Raw genomic sequence first — 15,802 nt, 5'->3', positions numbered from 1 at the left:
TGACAGTGATGATGTAATAAACCCCGAGAAGCGCCTCGAACCAACACCAAACCCAATCGCTTTCCAAACAGAGCCCGGCCAGCGGTCATGACCGGTCTACCCGCAGCGAACCTCCATCTGCCATGTACGCCAGCCCCAAGTCACTTGTCACCAAGGTCGTCTCCCCGGGCACTACCCGTTGGGTCACGCTTGGCCTGTGCCTGTGTGCAACCCTGGTCAGCCTGTGGGTGTATGCCCACGAAGCGCCCCTGCCGATATTTTTGCTGATGCTCAACCTCGCCGCCCTCGCCGCCGCGGGCCTGCAGCGTTGGCGCTCGCGCAAGTCCATCAAGTTCCAACCCCAGGAATTGGCCGACCGCCTGCTACAGGTCCAGGAAAACGAGCGTCATCGCCTCAGCCGCGAACTGCACGACGATATCGGCCAGTTGCTGACCGCCGCCAAGCTGCAAAGCGACTGGCTGCAGCGCCGCCTGCCGGCCGACCTGCAGGAGCAATGCAACGTGCTATGCAACACCCTCAACGAAACCCTGGCCAAGGTGCGCGACGTATCGGCCATTCTCAACCCCCGGCAACTGGCCAGCCTGGGCCTGGAAGCGAGCCTGCGTGCGCATCTGCTCAAGACCCTGGAGAACACCCCGGTGCACTGGAGCCTGGAATGCCATCAACGCCTGACCGGGATTCCGGAAGAGATGGCGGTGGCGGCCTTTCGTATCACCCAGGAGGCCGTGACCAACATGTTGCGCCATGCCCAGGCGCGCAATCTGCTGGTACGCCTGCAACGCTTGCCTCAGGGGCTATCCCTGTATATCAGCGATGACGGTCAGGGATTCCTGCCCGCCACCGACCCAGGCCTGGAAGGCCAGCGGGGCATGGCTGGCATGTCCGAACGCATTGATCAATTGGGCGGCATGTTGTCCGTCCGGAGCCAACCGGGCTTCGGCACGCGGATCGAGGCGCTATTCCCCTGGGCGCCCCGCACCCTCGAACGGGCCAGTCCCGCTAAGGTTCTAGAGTGACCTGCAATTTACTTCTGGTAGATGACCACGCATTGATCCGCGCCGGCGTACGCGCACTGATCCTGGATATCCCCGGCTATGCCGTGATTGGGGAAGCCACCGATGGCGCGCAAGTGCTGGCACAATTTACCGCCTTGCAGCCCGATATCGTCCTGCTGGACCTGTCGATGAAGCACACCAGCGGCCTGGATGCATTGCAACAACTCAAGCACGCCTACCCCAAGAGCAAGGTGCTGATCCTGTCGATGCACACCGACCCGCAGTTGATCATGCGAGCCCTGGAGGCAGGTGCCCACGGCTACCTGCTCAAGGACACCAGCGCCAATGAGCTGGAACATGCGCTACTGGCGCTGCGCAACAACGAGCGCTACCTGAGCCCGGCCATCGCCCACACGGTGATCAACCAGGCCCTGATCCACAGCCAGTCCCACCCGGCGCCGCCGGCGCAACGCCACAACCTGACGGCACGCCAACTGGAAATCCTGCGCCTGATCGTACGTGGCAAGTCCACCCGCGAGATCGCCCACGGCCTGGGCCTGAGCATCAAGACCGTGGAAGCTCACCGCTCGCAAATCATGAAGCGCCTGCAGATTTTCGATGTCGCCGGCCTGGTGCTGTTTGCGGTGCGTGAGCAGATCATCAGCCTGGACGATTAGCCAGTAACGGCGAATCCATCGGCAAGTGCACCTGCAAGGCCTTGGGCAAGGCGCAAAAACGCAGGTTATCGCCCTTGAGCGGCTCGCCATCCAGGTTGATCGCCAGCCCTTCGGCCACCTTGATCTCCACCCACGGCAGGCGCGCCCGCACAAACATATTGTCCAGGCCCCAGCCGTCGGTCATCAGGCTACGCAGGGTACCGACCACTTCCTGGGGCGCGGGCAAGATACTGATATCCAGCAGGCCATCATCGGCCAGAGCGCCCGGACACAGCTCATGCCCGCCCCCGGCCTGGCGACCGTTGCCAATGCCCAAGGCCAGCAACTCGCCACGCCAATGAAAGTCCGGGCCCACTAGCTCCCCATAGGCCGCCCGCAGCTCGCTGAAACGCGAGAGGCCGGTAAACAGATAGGCTGCGCCGCCCAACACCTTTTTCAAATCCTCGGAGGTATTGGCCGTGACCTGGCTGCCAAAACCACCGGTGGCCATATTGAGGAAAACCTGCCCGCCAACCTCCCCCAGGTCAATGGCGCGTGGCGCAATATCCAACAGCTCCAGGGCCAAGCGCGGCTCCAGCGGTACACCGGCCGCACGGGCGAAGTCATTGGCGGTACCCAGGGGCATCAGCACCAGACTGGCATCAGTGTTCGCCCGGACCATGGCCTCTGCCACGTCACGCAATGTGCCATCACCGCCGCCCGCAATCAGGCGTGTGTAGCCGGCATCCAGGGCATCACCCACCAGGCGCTGGGCATCGCCGCCTTCCCAGGTGACGCGCACCGCCAGCTCCCACCCCTGCTCACGCTTGTCTTGCACCGCCGCCCGCACGTCTTCGTTGAGGGCTTGCTTGCCGTGCAGAATCAGCAGTGCCTTGGGTTTGCTCATGGGGTGAAGCTCCTATCGTTGGAGGGGACCTGAGGAATGTTGACCTTCGGCAGTCGGAAAAAAGCCATTGGGCTGAGAATTAATTCTTCAGCCCAACACTTCGCTCAGGGGAATGAAGTTCACCCGGTCGCCGATAGCCAAGGTGGTGCCTTCCAGGACTTCCACCAATCCCTCGGCCCAGGCGGCACTGCGCAATACGCCGGAGCTCTGGTTCTGGTAGATCACCGCCTGTCCCTGCTCCAGGCGCCCGCGCAGGTACTCGCGACGGTTGCCCGGCTTGGCCCAGACGAATCCCACCGGGACTTCGAAACGCAGGGGCTGCACCGCTTCGACACCCTGGCGGCGCAGCAGGTATGGCCGCGCCAGCAGGGCGAACGTGACCAGGGTGGACGCTGGATTCCCCGGCAGACCGATCACCGGCACACCACGGAAATGGCCGAATGTCAGTGGTTTGCCAGGCTTGATCGCCAGCTTCCACAAGGCCAGCTCACCCTCCTCGCGTAGTGCGATACCGAGGAAGTCGGCTTCGCCCACCGAGACACCACCAGTGGACAGAATCAGGTCCACCGAGCCCAGTGCCCCCAGGCGGGTGCGGGTCAATTCCAGGTCATCGGGCAAGATACCGGCGTCGATCACCTCGCAGCCCAGGCGTTGTAACCAACTGCACAGCACCCGCCGGTTGCTGTTGTAGATTTGCCCCGGCCCCAGGGGCAGGCCCGGCTCGATCAACTCGTCGCCAGTGGACAGCACCGCCACACGCACGCGACGCACCACCGCCAGGCGGTCGCGCCCCAGGGAGGCCGCCAGGCCCAGTTCAATCGGGCCGAGCCGCGTACCGGCCGCCAAGACCTCTTCACCGACCGTAGTCTCCTGGCCCTTGGGCCGGATGTTTTGCCCTACCCGCAGCGCCTGGGTAAAGCTCACGCGCTGATCGGGTTGCACCTCGGCGTTTTCCTGCATTTCTACGCAGTCGGCCCCTTCGGGTACCGGGGCACCGGTGAAGATCCGCGCACAGGTCCCCGCCGCCAAGGGCTCGGGGGCCTGGCCGGCGAAGATGCGCTGGCTCACCACCAGCGGCTCACCCGTCCAGTCGGCGGTACATAAGGCGTAGCCGTCCATGGCGCTGTTGGGCCAGGGTGGCAGGTCGAGGGTGGACACCAGCGCCTCGGCCAACACGCGCCCGTCGCACTCGGCCAATGGCAGGTATTGCTGCTCACGGATCGGTGCGGCCTCGGCCATGTTCAACAGGCGCTCGAGTGCTTCTTCTACCGGCATCAATGCACCGGTCTTGCCCGGCTTACCCACGGGATTCACAAGGCTCGGCCAGTTTGAGGTGCGGTACGAAATTGCACGGACGATGACGGGCATCCAGTTGCTCGGCGAGAATCCCATCCCAACCAGTACGCACCGCATTGGTGGAACCCGGCAGGCAACACACCAGGGTGCCATTGGCCAGGCCGGCCAGGGCGCGGGACTGCACGGTGGAAGTGCCAATATCGGCGACCGAAATCTGCCGGAACAGCTCGCCAAACCCGTCCACTTGCTTGTCCAGCAGGCAACTGACAGCTTCCGGGGTGCTGTCGCGGCCAGTGAAGCCGGTACCGCCGGTAATCAGCACCACTTGCACCACGTCCTCGGCGATCCAGTGCGCCACTTGCGCACGGATTTTGTAGAGGTCATCTTTGAGCAGTACCCGTTCGGCCAGGCGATGGCCGGCCGCGAGCAGGCGGTCAACGAATACCTGCCCGGAGGTGTCGGTTTGCAGGGTGCGGGTGTCGCTGACGGTCAGTACAGCGATGTTAAGAGGTACGAAAGGCGCATCAGCCTTGGCTTTCATGGCTCGGTCCGGTTGTCGAAGGAACAGCCCGATGTTATATCACAGCCCCCTATTTCACTGCCGCTGCGGAGCCGTCATGCCATTCAATTCTTCGCCTCTGCCCTGCTCGATCCTCTTGCTGGCCGGCGGTCGCGGCCAGCGCATGGGCGGGCTGGACAAGGGCCTGCTCGACTGGCACGGGCAACCGCTGATTGCCCACCTGCACCAACAGGTGCGACCGTTGACCGATGACCTGATCATTTCCTGCAACCGCAACCAGGCGCAGTACGCCACCTATGGCGACCAGTTGGTAAGCGACGACAGTCCGGATTTCCCGGGCCCCTTGGCCGGCATCCGTGCCGGGCTGGCCGCCGCACGCCATGAACACCTATTGGTATTGCCCTGTGATATGCCGCACATCGACGGACAGTTGCTGGCAGACCTGCTCGAAACCGCCCGACAACACCCACAGGTGCCGGTAATGATCCGGCATGGCACGTTCTGGGAACCTCTGCTCTGCGTCATACCGACGCGCCTGCGCGACGCGGTGGAAGACGCCTGGCAGGCTGCAGAGCGCAGCCCACGCCAGATCCTGCTGAAACTGGGGGCTCAGGCGCTCGATTGCGCAGAAAACGACCCGCGCCTGGCAAACCTCAATACACCAGAGTTGTTGCGCCAACGCCCCGGCGTGTCAGAATGAGCGCTAGACAAGGAACTTTGCCGACGTTGCATACGTCACAAGGTCAGAACTCAACACAGCATTACTCTCGGAGAAGACTCATGACCCAACGGACCATCGCCGCTCTCATGCTTGCACTGGGCCTCGCTACCCTCGCTGGTTGCGCCTCGCCAACAGTGATCACCCTGAATGACGGTCGCGAAATCCAGGCTGTCGACACCCCTAAATTCGATCAGGATTCGGGCTTCTACGAATTCGAACAACTGGATGGCAAGCGTACCCGCATCAACAAGGATCAGGTTCGCACGGTTAAAGACTTGTAAGTCTTAACCCCAGATACAACAAAGCCCGCTTTCGAGCGGGCTTTGTTGTATCTGGGGTGTGGGAAACATCACCACTCAAGCACGATCCTACTGCTGAAACTGCGCTCCTCGCCCGTCACCGGGTCAATAAACCGTACGCCCTGGGCCAGCAACTTGAGCGGGTTGGCATAATCATCCACGGCATCCTTGATGACCTCGGGGTAAAACGGATCATTGCAGATGCTCGCGCCCAGCGCCGTCATGTGCACCCGCAGTTGATGCTTCTTGCCCGTCACCGGAAACAGGCCGTAGCGCCACAGGTCGCCGTTTTTTTCGCGAACCTGCACTGCGGTTTCAGTGTTGCTCACACCTGGCCCTTCCTGCATGCGGAAGAACGGTTCGCCCTCCACCAGGCGGCTCTTGTGCACCAGCGGAAATGTCAGTGCAGGCAAGGCCGGCGCAATGGCTTCGTAGAACTTGTCGATCTGGCGGGTGGGGAACAGTTGTTGATAGGCCGAGCGGCTTTGCGGGTTGGCAGAGAACAGCACCAGCCCGGCGGTATGGCGATCAATACGATGCAACGGCACCAGGGACGGGTTGTCCAGGCGACGAATCAGGCGGCGCAGCAATGTCTGCTCGACATACTCACCGGCTGGGGTCACTGGCAGGAAGTGTGGCTTGTCGGCCACCACCAGATGCTCATCGGCGTACAGGATGGTCTCCTGCACCGGGATCGGCTTTTCATCCGGCACTTCGCGGAAGTAGTGGATGCGCAAACCTTCCTTGTAGGCCAGGTCCACGGCGATGGGCTGGCCATTGCCATCCAGCACCCGGCCACGGGCGATGCGGTCCAGCCACTGTTCGCGGCCGATCGCGCGAAAGTGCTCGCACAGGCAATCGAGCACCGTCGCCCAGGGGCCAGGCGGCAGGTACAGCGTACTGGCTTGGTTCTGGGCAGCGGAAAAACCGGTATCGGACATGCGTACACTCAGGGCCTGGAAAGACTAAGGGGGCATTATCCCCCAGAAGCTCAAGCCCTGACCAATTCGGCCCGCAGCACCGGCGAGGCGCTGGCAGCCTCGGTAAACTCCTTGAGCCAACGCAGTACGTCCACCGCCTCCCAGCGGCCAGGATCGTACAGCGCATACAGCAAGCCCTGGTACCCAACCACATCCAACTGCTTGTGATAACCGGCGCGCTGGAACAACGCTTCGATTTCGGCAAAGCAGGTATTGAAATGCACTTTGTTGAACGGCGTCTTGCCTTCCGTGACCAGGCCATCGAGCCGCAGCTCATTCACAGCATCGCGCACGATATCGACGGACATGCGGTTGACGCTGCTTTTCAATTGTTCAACATTCACCACGGGCGTTCCCTCTCACTCAATCGCTGTACAAACATACAGTAACCGAATAATCAGCAACCTGCCATGGGTTGGCGCTAGATTAGAAAGGTGACCACCTGTTCAGTGTCGAACGGCCAGCCCAGTTCCGCCCCGGTATCGACCCGGCGCAGCACCGGAATGCTTAGGCCATAGGCTTCGAACAGCGCTTGTGAATCAGCGATATCCACCAACTCGACCAGCAGCCCGTGTTCGACCAACGGCATGATTTCAGCTTCGGCAAGTTCACACAGATGGCAGCCCAGGGTGCCGAACAACTGGCATTCAGGAGGCATGACGTACAGACCCGATAAGAAACAGGTATTCATTCTAGGCCCCACGAAAAACCTCGTCGAGTCATGACAAAGACCTGATCCAGATCACCATGGCCTATAACTGATTCAGCGATTCTCGCGGCTTTTTTCCTGCAACACCCCGACGGAGATGTCTGTGTTTGCCAACCTGCTGATCATTCTTGCCTCATCCCTGGTCGTCATTGCACTGTTCCGCCGTCTGCAACTGCCGCCGGTGCTCGGCTACCTGTGCGTGGGCCTGGCCGTCGGGCCAACGGCCCTGGATTGGGTCAATGACAGCGAAGACCTGCCCGACCTCGCCGAACTGGGAGTGGTGTTCCTGCTATTTTCCCTGGGCCTGGAGTTTTCCCTGTCCAAGATGCTCACCCTGCGCCGGGTGGTGTTTGGTCTTGGCAGTCTGCAGGTATTGGGCTGCAGCGTGCTGCTGGGTGCCTTATTGCTATTGATGGGCATGTCGCCAGTGGCCGCGTTGCTGCTGGGGGCCGGGCTGGCACTGTCATCCACCGCCATTGTGAGCAAGGAGTTGACCAGCCTGGGGGAGATTTTCAGCAGCCATGGGCAGAACGCGATTGGCGTGCTGTTGTTCCAGGATGTGGTCGCGGTGCTGCTGCTGACCCTGGTCCCGGTATTTGCCGGCAGCAGCGAGCAGGCCTGGTACTGGGCACTGCCCCTGACCCTGGGCAAGACCGTGGTGTTATTCCTCGGCCTGCTGCTCGCCAGCCGTTGGCTGCTGCCGCGCCTGTTCCATGAAGTGGCCGCCTCACATTCGGCGGAACTGTTCGTGCTACTGGCCCTGGTGATCGTGTTGCTCACCGCCTGGCTCACACACCTGCTGGGCCTGTCGCCGGCCCTCGGCGCGTTCCTGGCGGGCATGCTGCTAGGTGAAAGTCACTACCGGCACCAGATCGAAGCCGATATCCGCCCCTTTCGCGACATCCTGCTGGGGCTGTTTTTTGTCAGTATCGGCATGCTGATCGACCTGCAGTTGTTCGTCAGTCACAGCCTGCTGATCCTCGGGCTGACCCTGGCACTGATGTTGATCAAGGGCTGCGTTGTAGCCGCCCTGGTCAAGCTGCGTGGCAGCGACAGCGAAACCGCCTGGCGCAGCGGCCTGGCCCTGGCCCAGGGCGGCGAGTTCTGCTTTGCACTGATGGCGCAGATGCAACTGAGCAATATGCTGCCAGGCGACATCAGTAGCCTGCTACTGGCCGCCACTTTCTGCTCCATGCTGCTCACGCCCCTGCTATTGCGCGCCGCACCCGCTATCGCGCTGCGCCTGCATCGCAAACCCAACCAACAAGTGCAACTGGAGGCAATCACCGCGCTTAACGCCGAGTTGCGCGGGCATGTAGTGATCTGCGGCTATGGCCGGGTCGGTCAATCCATCGGGCGCTTCCTGCGCCGTGAACAACAGGCGTTCATTGCCCTGGACGATGACCCCGAACGCGTGCAGGAAGCCGCCACCGAGGACAGCGGCGTGCATTATGGTGATTGCCGGCGCGGTGCCCTGCTCAGCGCCGTCGGCCTGGAACGCGCGCGCCTGGTGGTGATTGCCGTAGACAATAGCGACGTGGCCCTGACGGTGCTCAAGGAAGCACGACGGATCAACCATAAAGTGCCGATCCTGGTGCGCACCCGCGACGACAGCCAGTTGACTGAACTGAAAGCCGCCGGCGCCAGTGAAGTGGTGCCGGAGCTACTGGAGTCGAGCCTGATGCTCGCGTCCCACGCGATGATCATGCTCGGCCTGCCCGACCAGCAGGTACGCGACCGGGTCGATGAGGTGCGGCGCAATCGCTACCGTTTGCTCCACGGTTTCTACCAGCACACCGACGACAGCCGTGAAGCCCCGATCAATCCTGACTGACTGCGCCAATCTTATGGATCGACAAATCCGCGCCGTAGTACTCCTCTTCCTGGCTCAAGCGCAGGCCGCACAGGCGCTTGAGCACGCCGTACACCAACAATCCGCCAGCCAGGGCCACCACAACCCCCAGGGCTGTGCCGATCAACTGGCTGATCAGACTCACACCGCCCAGCCCACCCAAGGCGCTCTGACCGAAGATCCCGCAGGCAATCCCACCCCACACACCGCACAAACCATGCAGCGGCCACACACCCAGCACATCATCGATCTTCCAGCGAGCCTGGGCGGCGATAAAGCACCACACGAACAAGCCACCGGCCACCACACCGGTAACCAACGCGCCGACCGGATGCATCAGGTCGGAACCCGCACAAATCGCCACCAGCCCGGCCAACGGACCATTGTGCAAGAAGCCCGGGTCGTTACGCCCGATCACCAGTGCTGCGACCGTACCGCCGACCATGGCCATCAACGAGTTGACCGCCACCAACCCGCTCACCCCGGACAGGGTCTGCGCGCTCATTACGTTGAAACCGAACCAGCCGACGATCAATATCCACGAGCCCAGCGCCAGGAACGGAATGCTCGAAGGCGCGAACGCCACCAGGCGCCCCTCGCGATAGCGGCCCTGGCGCGGACCCAGCAGCAACACCGCCGCCAGCGCCAGCCAGCCGCCCATGGCGTGGACCACCACGGAGCCGGCAAAGTCATGGAACGCTGCGCCAAAGCTCGCCAGCAACCAGGCTTGCAGACCGAAGTTGCCATTCCACACCATGCCCTCGAAAAAAGGGTAGATGAACGCCACGATCAACGCGGTGGCACACAGCTGAGGAACAAAGCGTGCACGCTCGGCAATGCCCCCGGAGATGATCGCCGGGATGGCTGCCGCGAAGGTCAGCAGGAAAAAGAACTTCACCAGACCATAGCCGTGGTCGGCACTGAGCACCGCGGCCGGCTGCATAAAGCTGACCCCGTAGGAGATCCAATAGCCTATAAAGAAATAGGCCAGGGTCGAAACTGCAAAATCACTGAGGACTTTCGACAACGCGTTGACTTGGTTCTTCTGCCGCACCGTCCCGACTTCCAGAAACGCGAAGCCGGCATGCATTGCCAGGACCATCACCGCGCCGATCAGAATAAACAGCGTATTGGAGCTGTGGACCAGGGTGTCCACCGCGCTTTGCACATTTTCCATGGGGATTGGCAGGCCTGCAGCTCAGGAAAAAGCACCAAAACAGGTCGCCGCCTAATGATCGCGCACTAAATTGGCACTGCGCGCCCTACCCTTCTTCAGAGGGTATGAGCCGCTTTGGCGCGATGACGATTGAATAAGGCAGTGACTTGCGGGTTTTTCCACGGGTTTTAGTGATTTAGGGTAAGGTTTTTCAAGGCTTTGGCCCAAACCGCCCACATTGCGCGCAAGCCTTGCGGCAGGCGCACCAAGGCAAAGCAAAAGCTGTACCAGACAATTGCAGTGAACCTTCACTGATGCCCGCGACTCTCAACCAAAACCCTGTAAAGCACCAGACAGCCACTCACGGAGATAACCATGGCCAGAAAAACGGCAAAGACTGCTCAAGAGATACTGATGGAAGATTTCCAGACCCTGGTCAGCGATACCGAAAAGCTGCTGGACGACACCGCGATTCTGGCCGGTGACCAGGCTGATGAACTGCGTTCGAAGATCCACGACAGCCTGTTGCAGGCCCGGGAAACCCTGAAGCTGACCGAAGATTCCCTGCGCGAACGCGGCAAGGCGGCAGTCACCGCCACTGAAGACTACGTACAGGCCAACCCGTGGCAATCCGTAGGCATCGCCGCCGGCGTGGGCTTCCTGATCGGTCTTCTGGCTACAAGGCGCTAATCATGGCTATCGGCGAAACCGGCTCGTCCTCGGGCCCAAGCTCCACATCGCGGCGCCTCGGCGCAGCTGTCCTGGGCTTGCTGCACAGCCATGTCGAGCTGTTCGGCATCGAGTTACAGGAACAGAAGGCACGCACCGTCAGCCTGCTGCTGTTTGCCGGCCTGGCGCTGGTGTTCGCCCTGTTGCTGCTGGTGGGGTTATCGGCGCTGGTCATGATCCTCGTCTGGGACACCTATCGCCTCACCGGGATCATCAGCCTTTGCGTGTTTTACGTACTGGCCGCAGCGTTCTGCGGGCTGCGGTTGAAGGCGGCGGTGTTTGATGAATCCACGCCTTTCCACGCCACCCTCGAAGAGTTGGCCAACGACCGGGAGCGCCTGCTGCCATGAGCCTGACTGAACTGCCGCACACCAACTCCCGGCGAGAGATGCGCAAGGCCTTGATCCGCCTGCGCATGGAAATGCACCGCCAGGAAATTCGCCACGAGTCCCAGCAATTGCTGCTGCCCTTGCAAAAGGTGCGCAACATGGGCCAAAGCTGGCAAGACGGGTTTGGCATCAAGCATGCGCCGCTGTGGGGCGTCGCGGCGGTGACCCTGCTGGGATTCTTCACCGGGAAAGGCGCCAAAGGTGGCGGGATCGGCACCATGACTCGCCTGGTACGGCTCGGCGCAGGCCTGATCCCCTTGATCAAGCTGGCCATGCAGGGTGCCTCCCGCAAGCCCTGAGGTAACTGGCTGCAATCTTGCAAACGGATCAGGCCCGGTTCCCTCCCTGTAGGGGCCGGGCCTTTTCCATGCCCAAGCATTTTAAGGAGGCTCTGTGATTGACGGGCAACCGCTCGCCTGTTTCCAACCCTTTATCGACACCGCTACCGGCCGCATCGCCGGGGTGGAAGCATTGGGCCGCCTGCTGCAGGCAGATGGCCAACTGCACTCGGTCGGCCCGTTGTTCGCCGACGCTCGCACGCCCACCTCGGCGTTGCGGCGCCTGGACCGCAAGATCCGCGACAACGCCCTGAGCCGCCTGCATGAAGTGCCTGAAGACTGGTTCCTGAGCCTTAACATTTCGCCACGCTGGATCACCCTGCTGCGACCAGGGCAAGCACTGCCCAGCCTGAAGCAGTTGCAGGCCCATGACGTCGATCCAAAGCGCATCGTGTTTGAGATCACCGAACTGGGAGGCGACAGCCGGCGTCTGGCAGAAGTCGTATCCCGCTACCGTGAGGCCGGTGCACGCATTGCCATCGATGATTTTGGTGCCGGGTACTCACAACTGGATCGGGTCCTGGCCTTGCGCCCGGACATCCTCAAGCTGGATATGCGCCTATTCCAGGCCGCCGCGTTGGGCGGCCCGAGCGGTGAGGTGGTGCGCGCCCTGGCGCAGATGGCGGAAAAAACCGGCTGCTGGATCATTGCCGAAGGCGTGGAAACCGAGGCGCAACTCAGTTTTGCCCTTGAATGTGGGGCACGTTATGTCCAGGGCTACCTGTTTGCCCAGGCGCAGCTGGACTGGTTCGCTGCCGATGCATTCGTCCCGCGTTTCGCCGTACTGCGCCAGGCTTACGTCCAGCAGAAATTGACCGAGCGTGGGCGAATCATGCTGCTGCGCCAGCAACTGATCGAACTGATGCAGATCCTGCAAGGCTGGGCGCTGGCCCAGGCGCCACTCAGCCGGCTGCCATGGCTGCCGGGTTTTCCCAGGTTATTGCGGTTTTATCAGTGCGATCGCCACGGCACCCAACTGACCCCAAACTTCGAATGGCGCCAGGATGCCTGGCAAGCCGACAGCCGCTACCTGGGCCACAACTGGTCATGGCGACCTTACTTCTATCATCTGTTGGCCGAGGGCTGGGAGGAACGCCGCCTGATTCTGTCCAGCACCTACCGCGATGCCACGACCAATCAATACTGCCTGACAGCAGGACAATTCTTCGATAACGGTCAGCGCTTGCTGTTAATCGATATTGACGCTGCCGGCCTGTAGTTTTTCGCTTGCTCCGGGCACGCCGAACCGGGAAGCTGGAGGTCGACATTTATCCCACGGAGAGCCCTCGCCTTGGATTGGCCTACCCTGCTTACCCGCGAACGCCTTGGAAAATCCCTGCACAGCCCGGAAGAACTGGGCCGCAGCCCGTTTCACAAAGACCATGACCGGATCATCTTCTCCGGCGCCTTTCGCCGCCTGGGCCGCAAGACCCAGGTTCATCCGGTGACCAGCAATGATCATATCCACACACGGCTCACCCACTCGCTGGAAGTCAGTTGCGTGGGTCGCTCCCTGGGTATGCGCGTCGGCGAGACCATTCGCAGCGCCCTGCCCGACTGGTGCGACCCCAGTGACCTGGGGATGGTGGTGCAATCGGCGTGCCTGGCCCACGATATCGGCAACCCGCCGTTCGGCCATTCTGGCGAAGATGCAATTCGCCACTGGTTCCAGCAGGCGGCAGGCCGTGGCTGGCTGGACGACATGAGCGGCGCCGAGCGCAATGACTTCCTCAACTTCGAAGGCAACGCGCAAGGGTTCCGAGTGCTGACGCAATTGGAGTACCACCAGTTCGACGGCGGCACACGCCTGACCTACGCCACCCTGGGCACTTACCTCAAGTACCCCTGGACCGCCCGTCACGCCGACTCCCTGGGCTACAAGAAACACAAGTTCGGCTGCTACCAGAGCGAGTTGCCGATCCTTGAACAGATCGCCCAGAAACTCGGCCTGCCACAGCTCGAAGAACAACGCTGGGCGCGCCACCCGCTGGTCTACCTGATGGAGGCCGCCGACGACATCTGCTACGCCTTGATCGATCTGGAAGATGGCCTGGAAATGGACTTGCTGGAGTATGCCGAGGTCGAGTCACTGCTGTTGAACCTGGTAGGCGATGACCTGCCTGAAACCTACCGGCAACTGGGCCCCCAGGATTCCCGGCGGCGCAAACTCGCGATTCTGCGTGGCAAGGCGATCGAGCACCTGACCAACGCCGCCGCACGGGCGTTCGTCGAACAACAGCCAGCGCTGCTGGCCGGAACCCTGCAAGGCGACCTGGTGGAGCATATGCATGGCCCGGCAAAACGTTGTGTACTGAATGCCAAGGACATGGCGCGCAAGAAAATCTTCCAGGACAAGCGCAAGACACTGCATGAGATCGGCGCCTACACCACCCTGGAGATCCTCCTGAACACCTTTTGTGGCGCTGCCCTGGAACAACATGGCGGCCGTACCCCGTCCTTCAAGAATCGACGCGTCCTCGATTTGCTGGGTAATAGCGCCCCCCATCCTGATTGGCCGCTGCACCGCTCATTCCTGCGCATGATCGACTTCATCGCCGGCATGACCGACAGCTACGCCAGCGAAATGGCACGGGAGATGACTGGGCGTTCGCACCCTCAATGACCCATGGCCCGGGCAGGCTTTCCTGCCTGGGCACTTGCCTCGAAGAATCGACCTACGCTGGCACCAGAGCGGCCTGATCGAACTCGCCCCAACACCCGATGAATAATCACCCCTCTCTGATCCACTCCAGTGATCAGCTCCTACATTCACCCCAACCCACGATCGCCCAGCGCCTGGTTCATTGGGTCATTCAACACAGGCAATGGCTTGCACTTTCCCGCTGCTGCTACTTCCACGGAACCTCCTATGCCCGAACGACAATTGCGCATCCTGTTGGTGGAAGATCACCCGTTCCAACTCCTGGCCATGCAATGCCTGCTCAAGAGTTTCGGTTTCAACCAACTGACCCCTGCTGAAAATGCCGAGCAGGCGATCAAGTTGATGAGAGCAACCGAGGCCCCCTTTGATGTCATGTTATGTGATCAATGCCTGCCCGACCTCACCGGGTTGGAGCTGGTGGAGATCGCCAGCCATGCAGGCTTTGTCAAAAGTGCGGTATTGCTAAGTGGCCTGCCGGCCCTTGAACTGGAATATTTGAAAACCCTTGCCATTCAACGCAACTTGCGTCTGCTGGGGTATTTGACCAAACCCTTGAACAAAGAAGCCTGGATCGAGTTGATCAGCCAATCAGGGCTTGGCCAGGATTAAAAAGTGCGCCCTTGGAATTAAGCAAAAACAGTGTGGCAAACCTGAAGCACCCTGCCGCACCTGCATGCTGTTATCGCCTAGGTAATTTTTCAACTTCCAACGTAGGACATTAAACGCTCTTGCAAATGAAATATCACCCTTATTCAGCCTATCAATAACACCGCTCAACTTTAAAGCCTATCACTTAAGAAACTCTTACAATACGAGCAATAAAGCCTTAGCACATCGTAGTCCAATGCTTTTTTATACGTAGGAATTTTCCTGTTTTATATCTACTCAGCCTTCCCTTCATGCTCCTGACCTACCTTCTGAGCTAATGTGCGCGCTTATTTGCACTAGTATGGAATTGGCTCATGAATACAGTTTTTATTATTGACGACCACCCGGTTATTCGACTTGCAATCCGAATGTTGCTGGAACACGAAGGTTACAAAGTAGTCGGTGAAACAGATAACGGTTGCGACGCAATACAAATGGTCCGCGAATGCCTTCCAGACCTCATCATACTTGATATCAGTATTCCCAAGCTCGACGGTCTGGAGGTCCTCTGCAGGTTCAACGCTATGAGTACGCCAATGAAAACCCTGATTCTGACGGCCCAATCTCCGACACTTTTTGCCACACGCTGCATGCGTTCAGGTGCCGACGGCTATGTCTGCAAAAAAGGTGACTTAAGCGAACTGCTAAGTGCCATCAGAGCTGTACTTTCAGGTTACAACTATTTCCCAAGTCAGGCCTTGAATACTGCTGGCGCCGAGCTGGGTGAAAACGAAGAATTGGTTCTTTTCAAATCAGTCAATGACCGAGAACTTATGGTCTTACAACTTTTCGCGCAAGGTCGCACAAACAAGGAAATTGCCAAAGGCATGTTCCTCAGCAACAAAACTGTCAGCACTTATAAAAAACGATTGATGCAAAAACTCAAAGCCAAGTCTTTGGTAGAACTTATCGAGATGGCAAAACGCAACGCGTTAGTGTGAGAAA

Annotated in this window: 18 protein-coding genes and 1 pseudogene; 12 read left to right on the top strand and 7 right to left on the bottom strand. The window is 60.3% G+C overall.

The genetic code is table 11. From position 1 onward, the window contains the following. The first annotated feature begins 122 nt into the window (after positions 1-122). Both JTY93_RS09450 and JTY93_RS09445 read left to right on the top strand, forming a co-directional pair. Entirely contained in the window at positions 123-1,016 is an 894-nt protein-coding gene (locus tag JTY93_RS09450) for a sensor histidine kinase (protein WP_205476844.1), read from the top strand. Next, the gene (locus JTY93_RS09445; protein ID WP_169998273.1) at positions 1,013-1,672 is read left to right on the top strand and encodes a response regulator transcription factor; all 660 of its coding nucleotides are present in this window, start codon (positions 1,013-1,015) and stop codon (positions 1,670-1,672) included. Before JTY93_RS09450 ends, JTY93_RS09445 begins: the two co-directional genes overlap by 4 nt. Here JTY93_RS09445 and yegS read toward each other — a convergent pair. The 3 genes and pseudogenes from yegS to moaB all read right to left on the bottom strand — a co-directional run. Continuing rightward, positions 1,634-2,558 (bottom strand): annotated as a pseudogene (gene yegS, locus JTY93_RS09440) (lipid kinase YegS); the annotation flags it as partial. The gene JTY93_RS09445 and the pseudogene yegS sit on opposite strands and share 39 nt — an antisense overlap. 87 nt (positions 2,559-2,645) lie before the next feature. Then, the gene (locus JTY93_RS09435) at positions 2,646-3,872 is read right to left on the bottom strand and encodes a molybdopterin molybdotransferase MoeA (protein ID WP_205476842.1); all 1,227 of its coding nucleotides are present in this window, start codon (positions 3,870-3,872) and stop codon (positions 2,646-2,648) included. Further along, complete coding sequence (moaB, locus tag JTY93_RS09430; RefSeq protein ID WP_205476841.1) at positions 3,856-4,395, bottom strand: molybdenum cofactor biosynthesis protein B; 540 nt, start codon at positions 4,393-4,395, stop codon at positions 3,856-3,858. Before moaB ends, JTY93_RS09435 begins: the two co-directional genes overlap by 17 nt. A 76-nt stretch (positions 4,396-4,471) precedes the next feature. Here moaB and mobA point away from each other — a divergent pair, with 76 nt between their 5' ends. Together mobA and JTY93_RS09420 are read left to right on the top strand one after the other, a co-directional pair. After that, on the top strand, positions 4,472-5,074 hold the full coding sequence (gene mobA / locus JTY93_RS09425; protein ID WP_205476840.1) for a molybdenum cofactor guanylyltransferase MobA: 603 nt from the start codon (positions 4,472-4,474) through the stop codon (positions 5,072-5,074). 80 nt (positions 5,075-5,154) lie between these two features. After that, positions 5,155-5,376: a YgdI/YgdR family lipoprotein gene (locus JTY93_RS09420; protein WP_029298091.1), complete on the top strand. Its 222-nt coding sequence runs from the start codon at positions 5,155-5,157 to the stop codon at positions 5,374-5,376. A 68-nt stretch (positions 5,377-5,444) separates the two neighbouring features. Here the strand turns inward: JTY93_RS09420 and JTY93_RS09415 are convergent, their stop codons facing one another. The 3 genes from JTY93_RS09415 to JTY93_RS09405 form a co-directional block, all read right to left on the bottom strand. Beyond that, complete coding sequence (locus JTY93_RS09415) at positions 5,445-6,335, bottom strand: pseudouridine synthase (protein WP_205476839.1); 891 nt, start codon at positions 6,333-6,335, stop codon at positions 5,445-5,447. 50 nt (positions 6,336-6,385) lie between these two features. Further along, positions 6,386-6,721 (bottom strand): hypothetical protein, encoded by a 336-nt coding sequence (locus JTY93_RS09410; RefSeq protein ID WP_029298086.1) that lies wholly within the window; start codon positions 6,719-6,721, stop codon positions 6,386-6,388. A 74-nt stretch (positions 6,722-6,795) separates the two neighbouring features. Further along, positions 6,796-7,032 (bottom strand): glutaredoxin family protein, encoded by a 237-nt coding sequence (locus JTY93_RS09405; protein WP_205476866.1) that lies wholly within the window; start codon positions 7,030-7,032, stop codon positions 6,796-6,798. 148 nt (positions 7,033-7,180) lie between these two features. Between JTY93_RS09405 and JTY93_RS09400 the strand changes: the two genes are divergently transcribed. Continuing rightward, positions 7,181-8,917: a cation:proton antiporter gene (locus tag JTY93_RS09400; RefSeq protein WP_240344310.1), complete on the top strand. Its 1,737-nt coding sequence runs from the start codon at positions 7,181-7,183 to the stop codon at positions 8,915-8,917. Here JTY93_RS09400 and JTY93_RS09395 read toward each other — a convergent pair. Continuing rightward, a complete protein-coding gene (locus JTY93_RS09395; protein ID WP_205476837.1) occupies positions 8,904-10,112 on the bottom strand; it encodes an ammonium transporter in 1,209 nt (402 codons plus the stop codon). The two genes, JTY93_RS09400 and JTY93_RS09395, sit on opposite strands and share 14 nt — an antisense overlap. Before the next feature lie 354 nt (positions 10,113-10,466). On the opposite strand from JTY93_RS09395, the gene JTY93_RS09390 reads away from it, so the two are divergent. The 7 genes from JTY93_RS09390 (at position 10,467) to JTY93_RS09360 (ending at position 15,798) form a co-directional block, all read left to right on the top strand. Beyond that, a complete protein-coding gene (locus JTY93_RS09390) occupies positions 10,467-10,781 on the top strand; it encodes an ElaB/YgaM/YqjD family protein (RefSeq protein WP_029298079.1) in 315 nt (104 codons plus the stop codon). A 2-nt stretch (positions 10,782-10,783) separates the two neighbouring features. Beyond that, the gene (locus JTY93_RS09385) at positions 10,784-11,170 is read left to right on the top strand and encodes a phage holin family protein (protein ID WP_205476836.1); all 387 of its coding nucleotides are present in this window, start codon (positions 10,784-10,786) and stop codon (positions 11,168-11,170) included. Beyond that, positions 11,167-11,508 carry a hypothetical protein gene (locus JTY93_RS09380; RefSeq protein WP_057439165.1) on the top strand — a complete coding sequence of 114 codons (342 nt, stop codon included), beginning with the start codon at positions 11,167-11,169 and terminating at the stop codon, positions 11,506-11,508. The genes JTY93_RS09385 and JTY93_RS09380 overlap by 4 nt, the downstream gene beginning before the upstream one ends. Positions 11,509-11,602: 94 nt before the next feature. Beyond that, positions 11,603-12,766, top strand: coding sequence for an EAL domain-containing protein (locus tag JTY93_RS09375; RefSeq protein WP_205476835.1), 1,164 nt, complete (start codon positions 11,603-11,605; stop codon positions 12,764-12,766). Between the two features lie 72 nt (positions 12,767-12,838). Beyond that, a complete protein-coding gene (locus tag JTY93_RS09370) occupies positions 12,839-14,170 on the top strand; it encodes a deoxyguanosinetriphosphate triphosphohydrolase (RefSeq protein WP_169998290.1) in 1,332 nt (443 codons plus the stop codon). A 246-nt stretch (positions 14,171-14,416) separates the two neighbouring features. Further along, positions 14,417-14,818 carry a response regulator transcription factor gene (locus tag JTY93_RS09365; RefSeq protein ID WP_205476834.1) on the top strand — a complete coding sequence of 134 codons (402 nt, stop codon included), beginning with the start codon at positions 14,417-14,419 and terminating at the stop codon, positions 14,816-14,818. Positions 14,819-15,171: 353 nt separating this feature from the next. Next, positions 15,172-15,798, top strand: coding sequence for a response regulator transcription factor (locus JTY93_RS09360; protein WP_205476833.1), 627 nt, complete (start codon positions 15,172-15,174; stop codon positions 15,796-15,798). Positions 15,799-15,802 lie beyond the last annotated feature (4 nt).

Origin of the sequence: Pseudomonas hygromyciniae, from assembly GCF_016925675.1 — a bacterium.
Classification (GTDB): domain Bacteria; phylum Pseudomonadota; class Gammaproteobacteria; order Pseudomonadales; family Pseudomonadaceae; genus Aquipseudomonas; species Aquipseudomonas hygromyciniae.
This window is presented reverse-complemented; position numbering and strand designations above follow the sequence as displayed.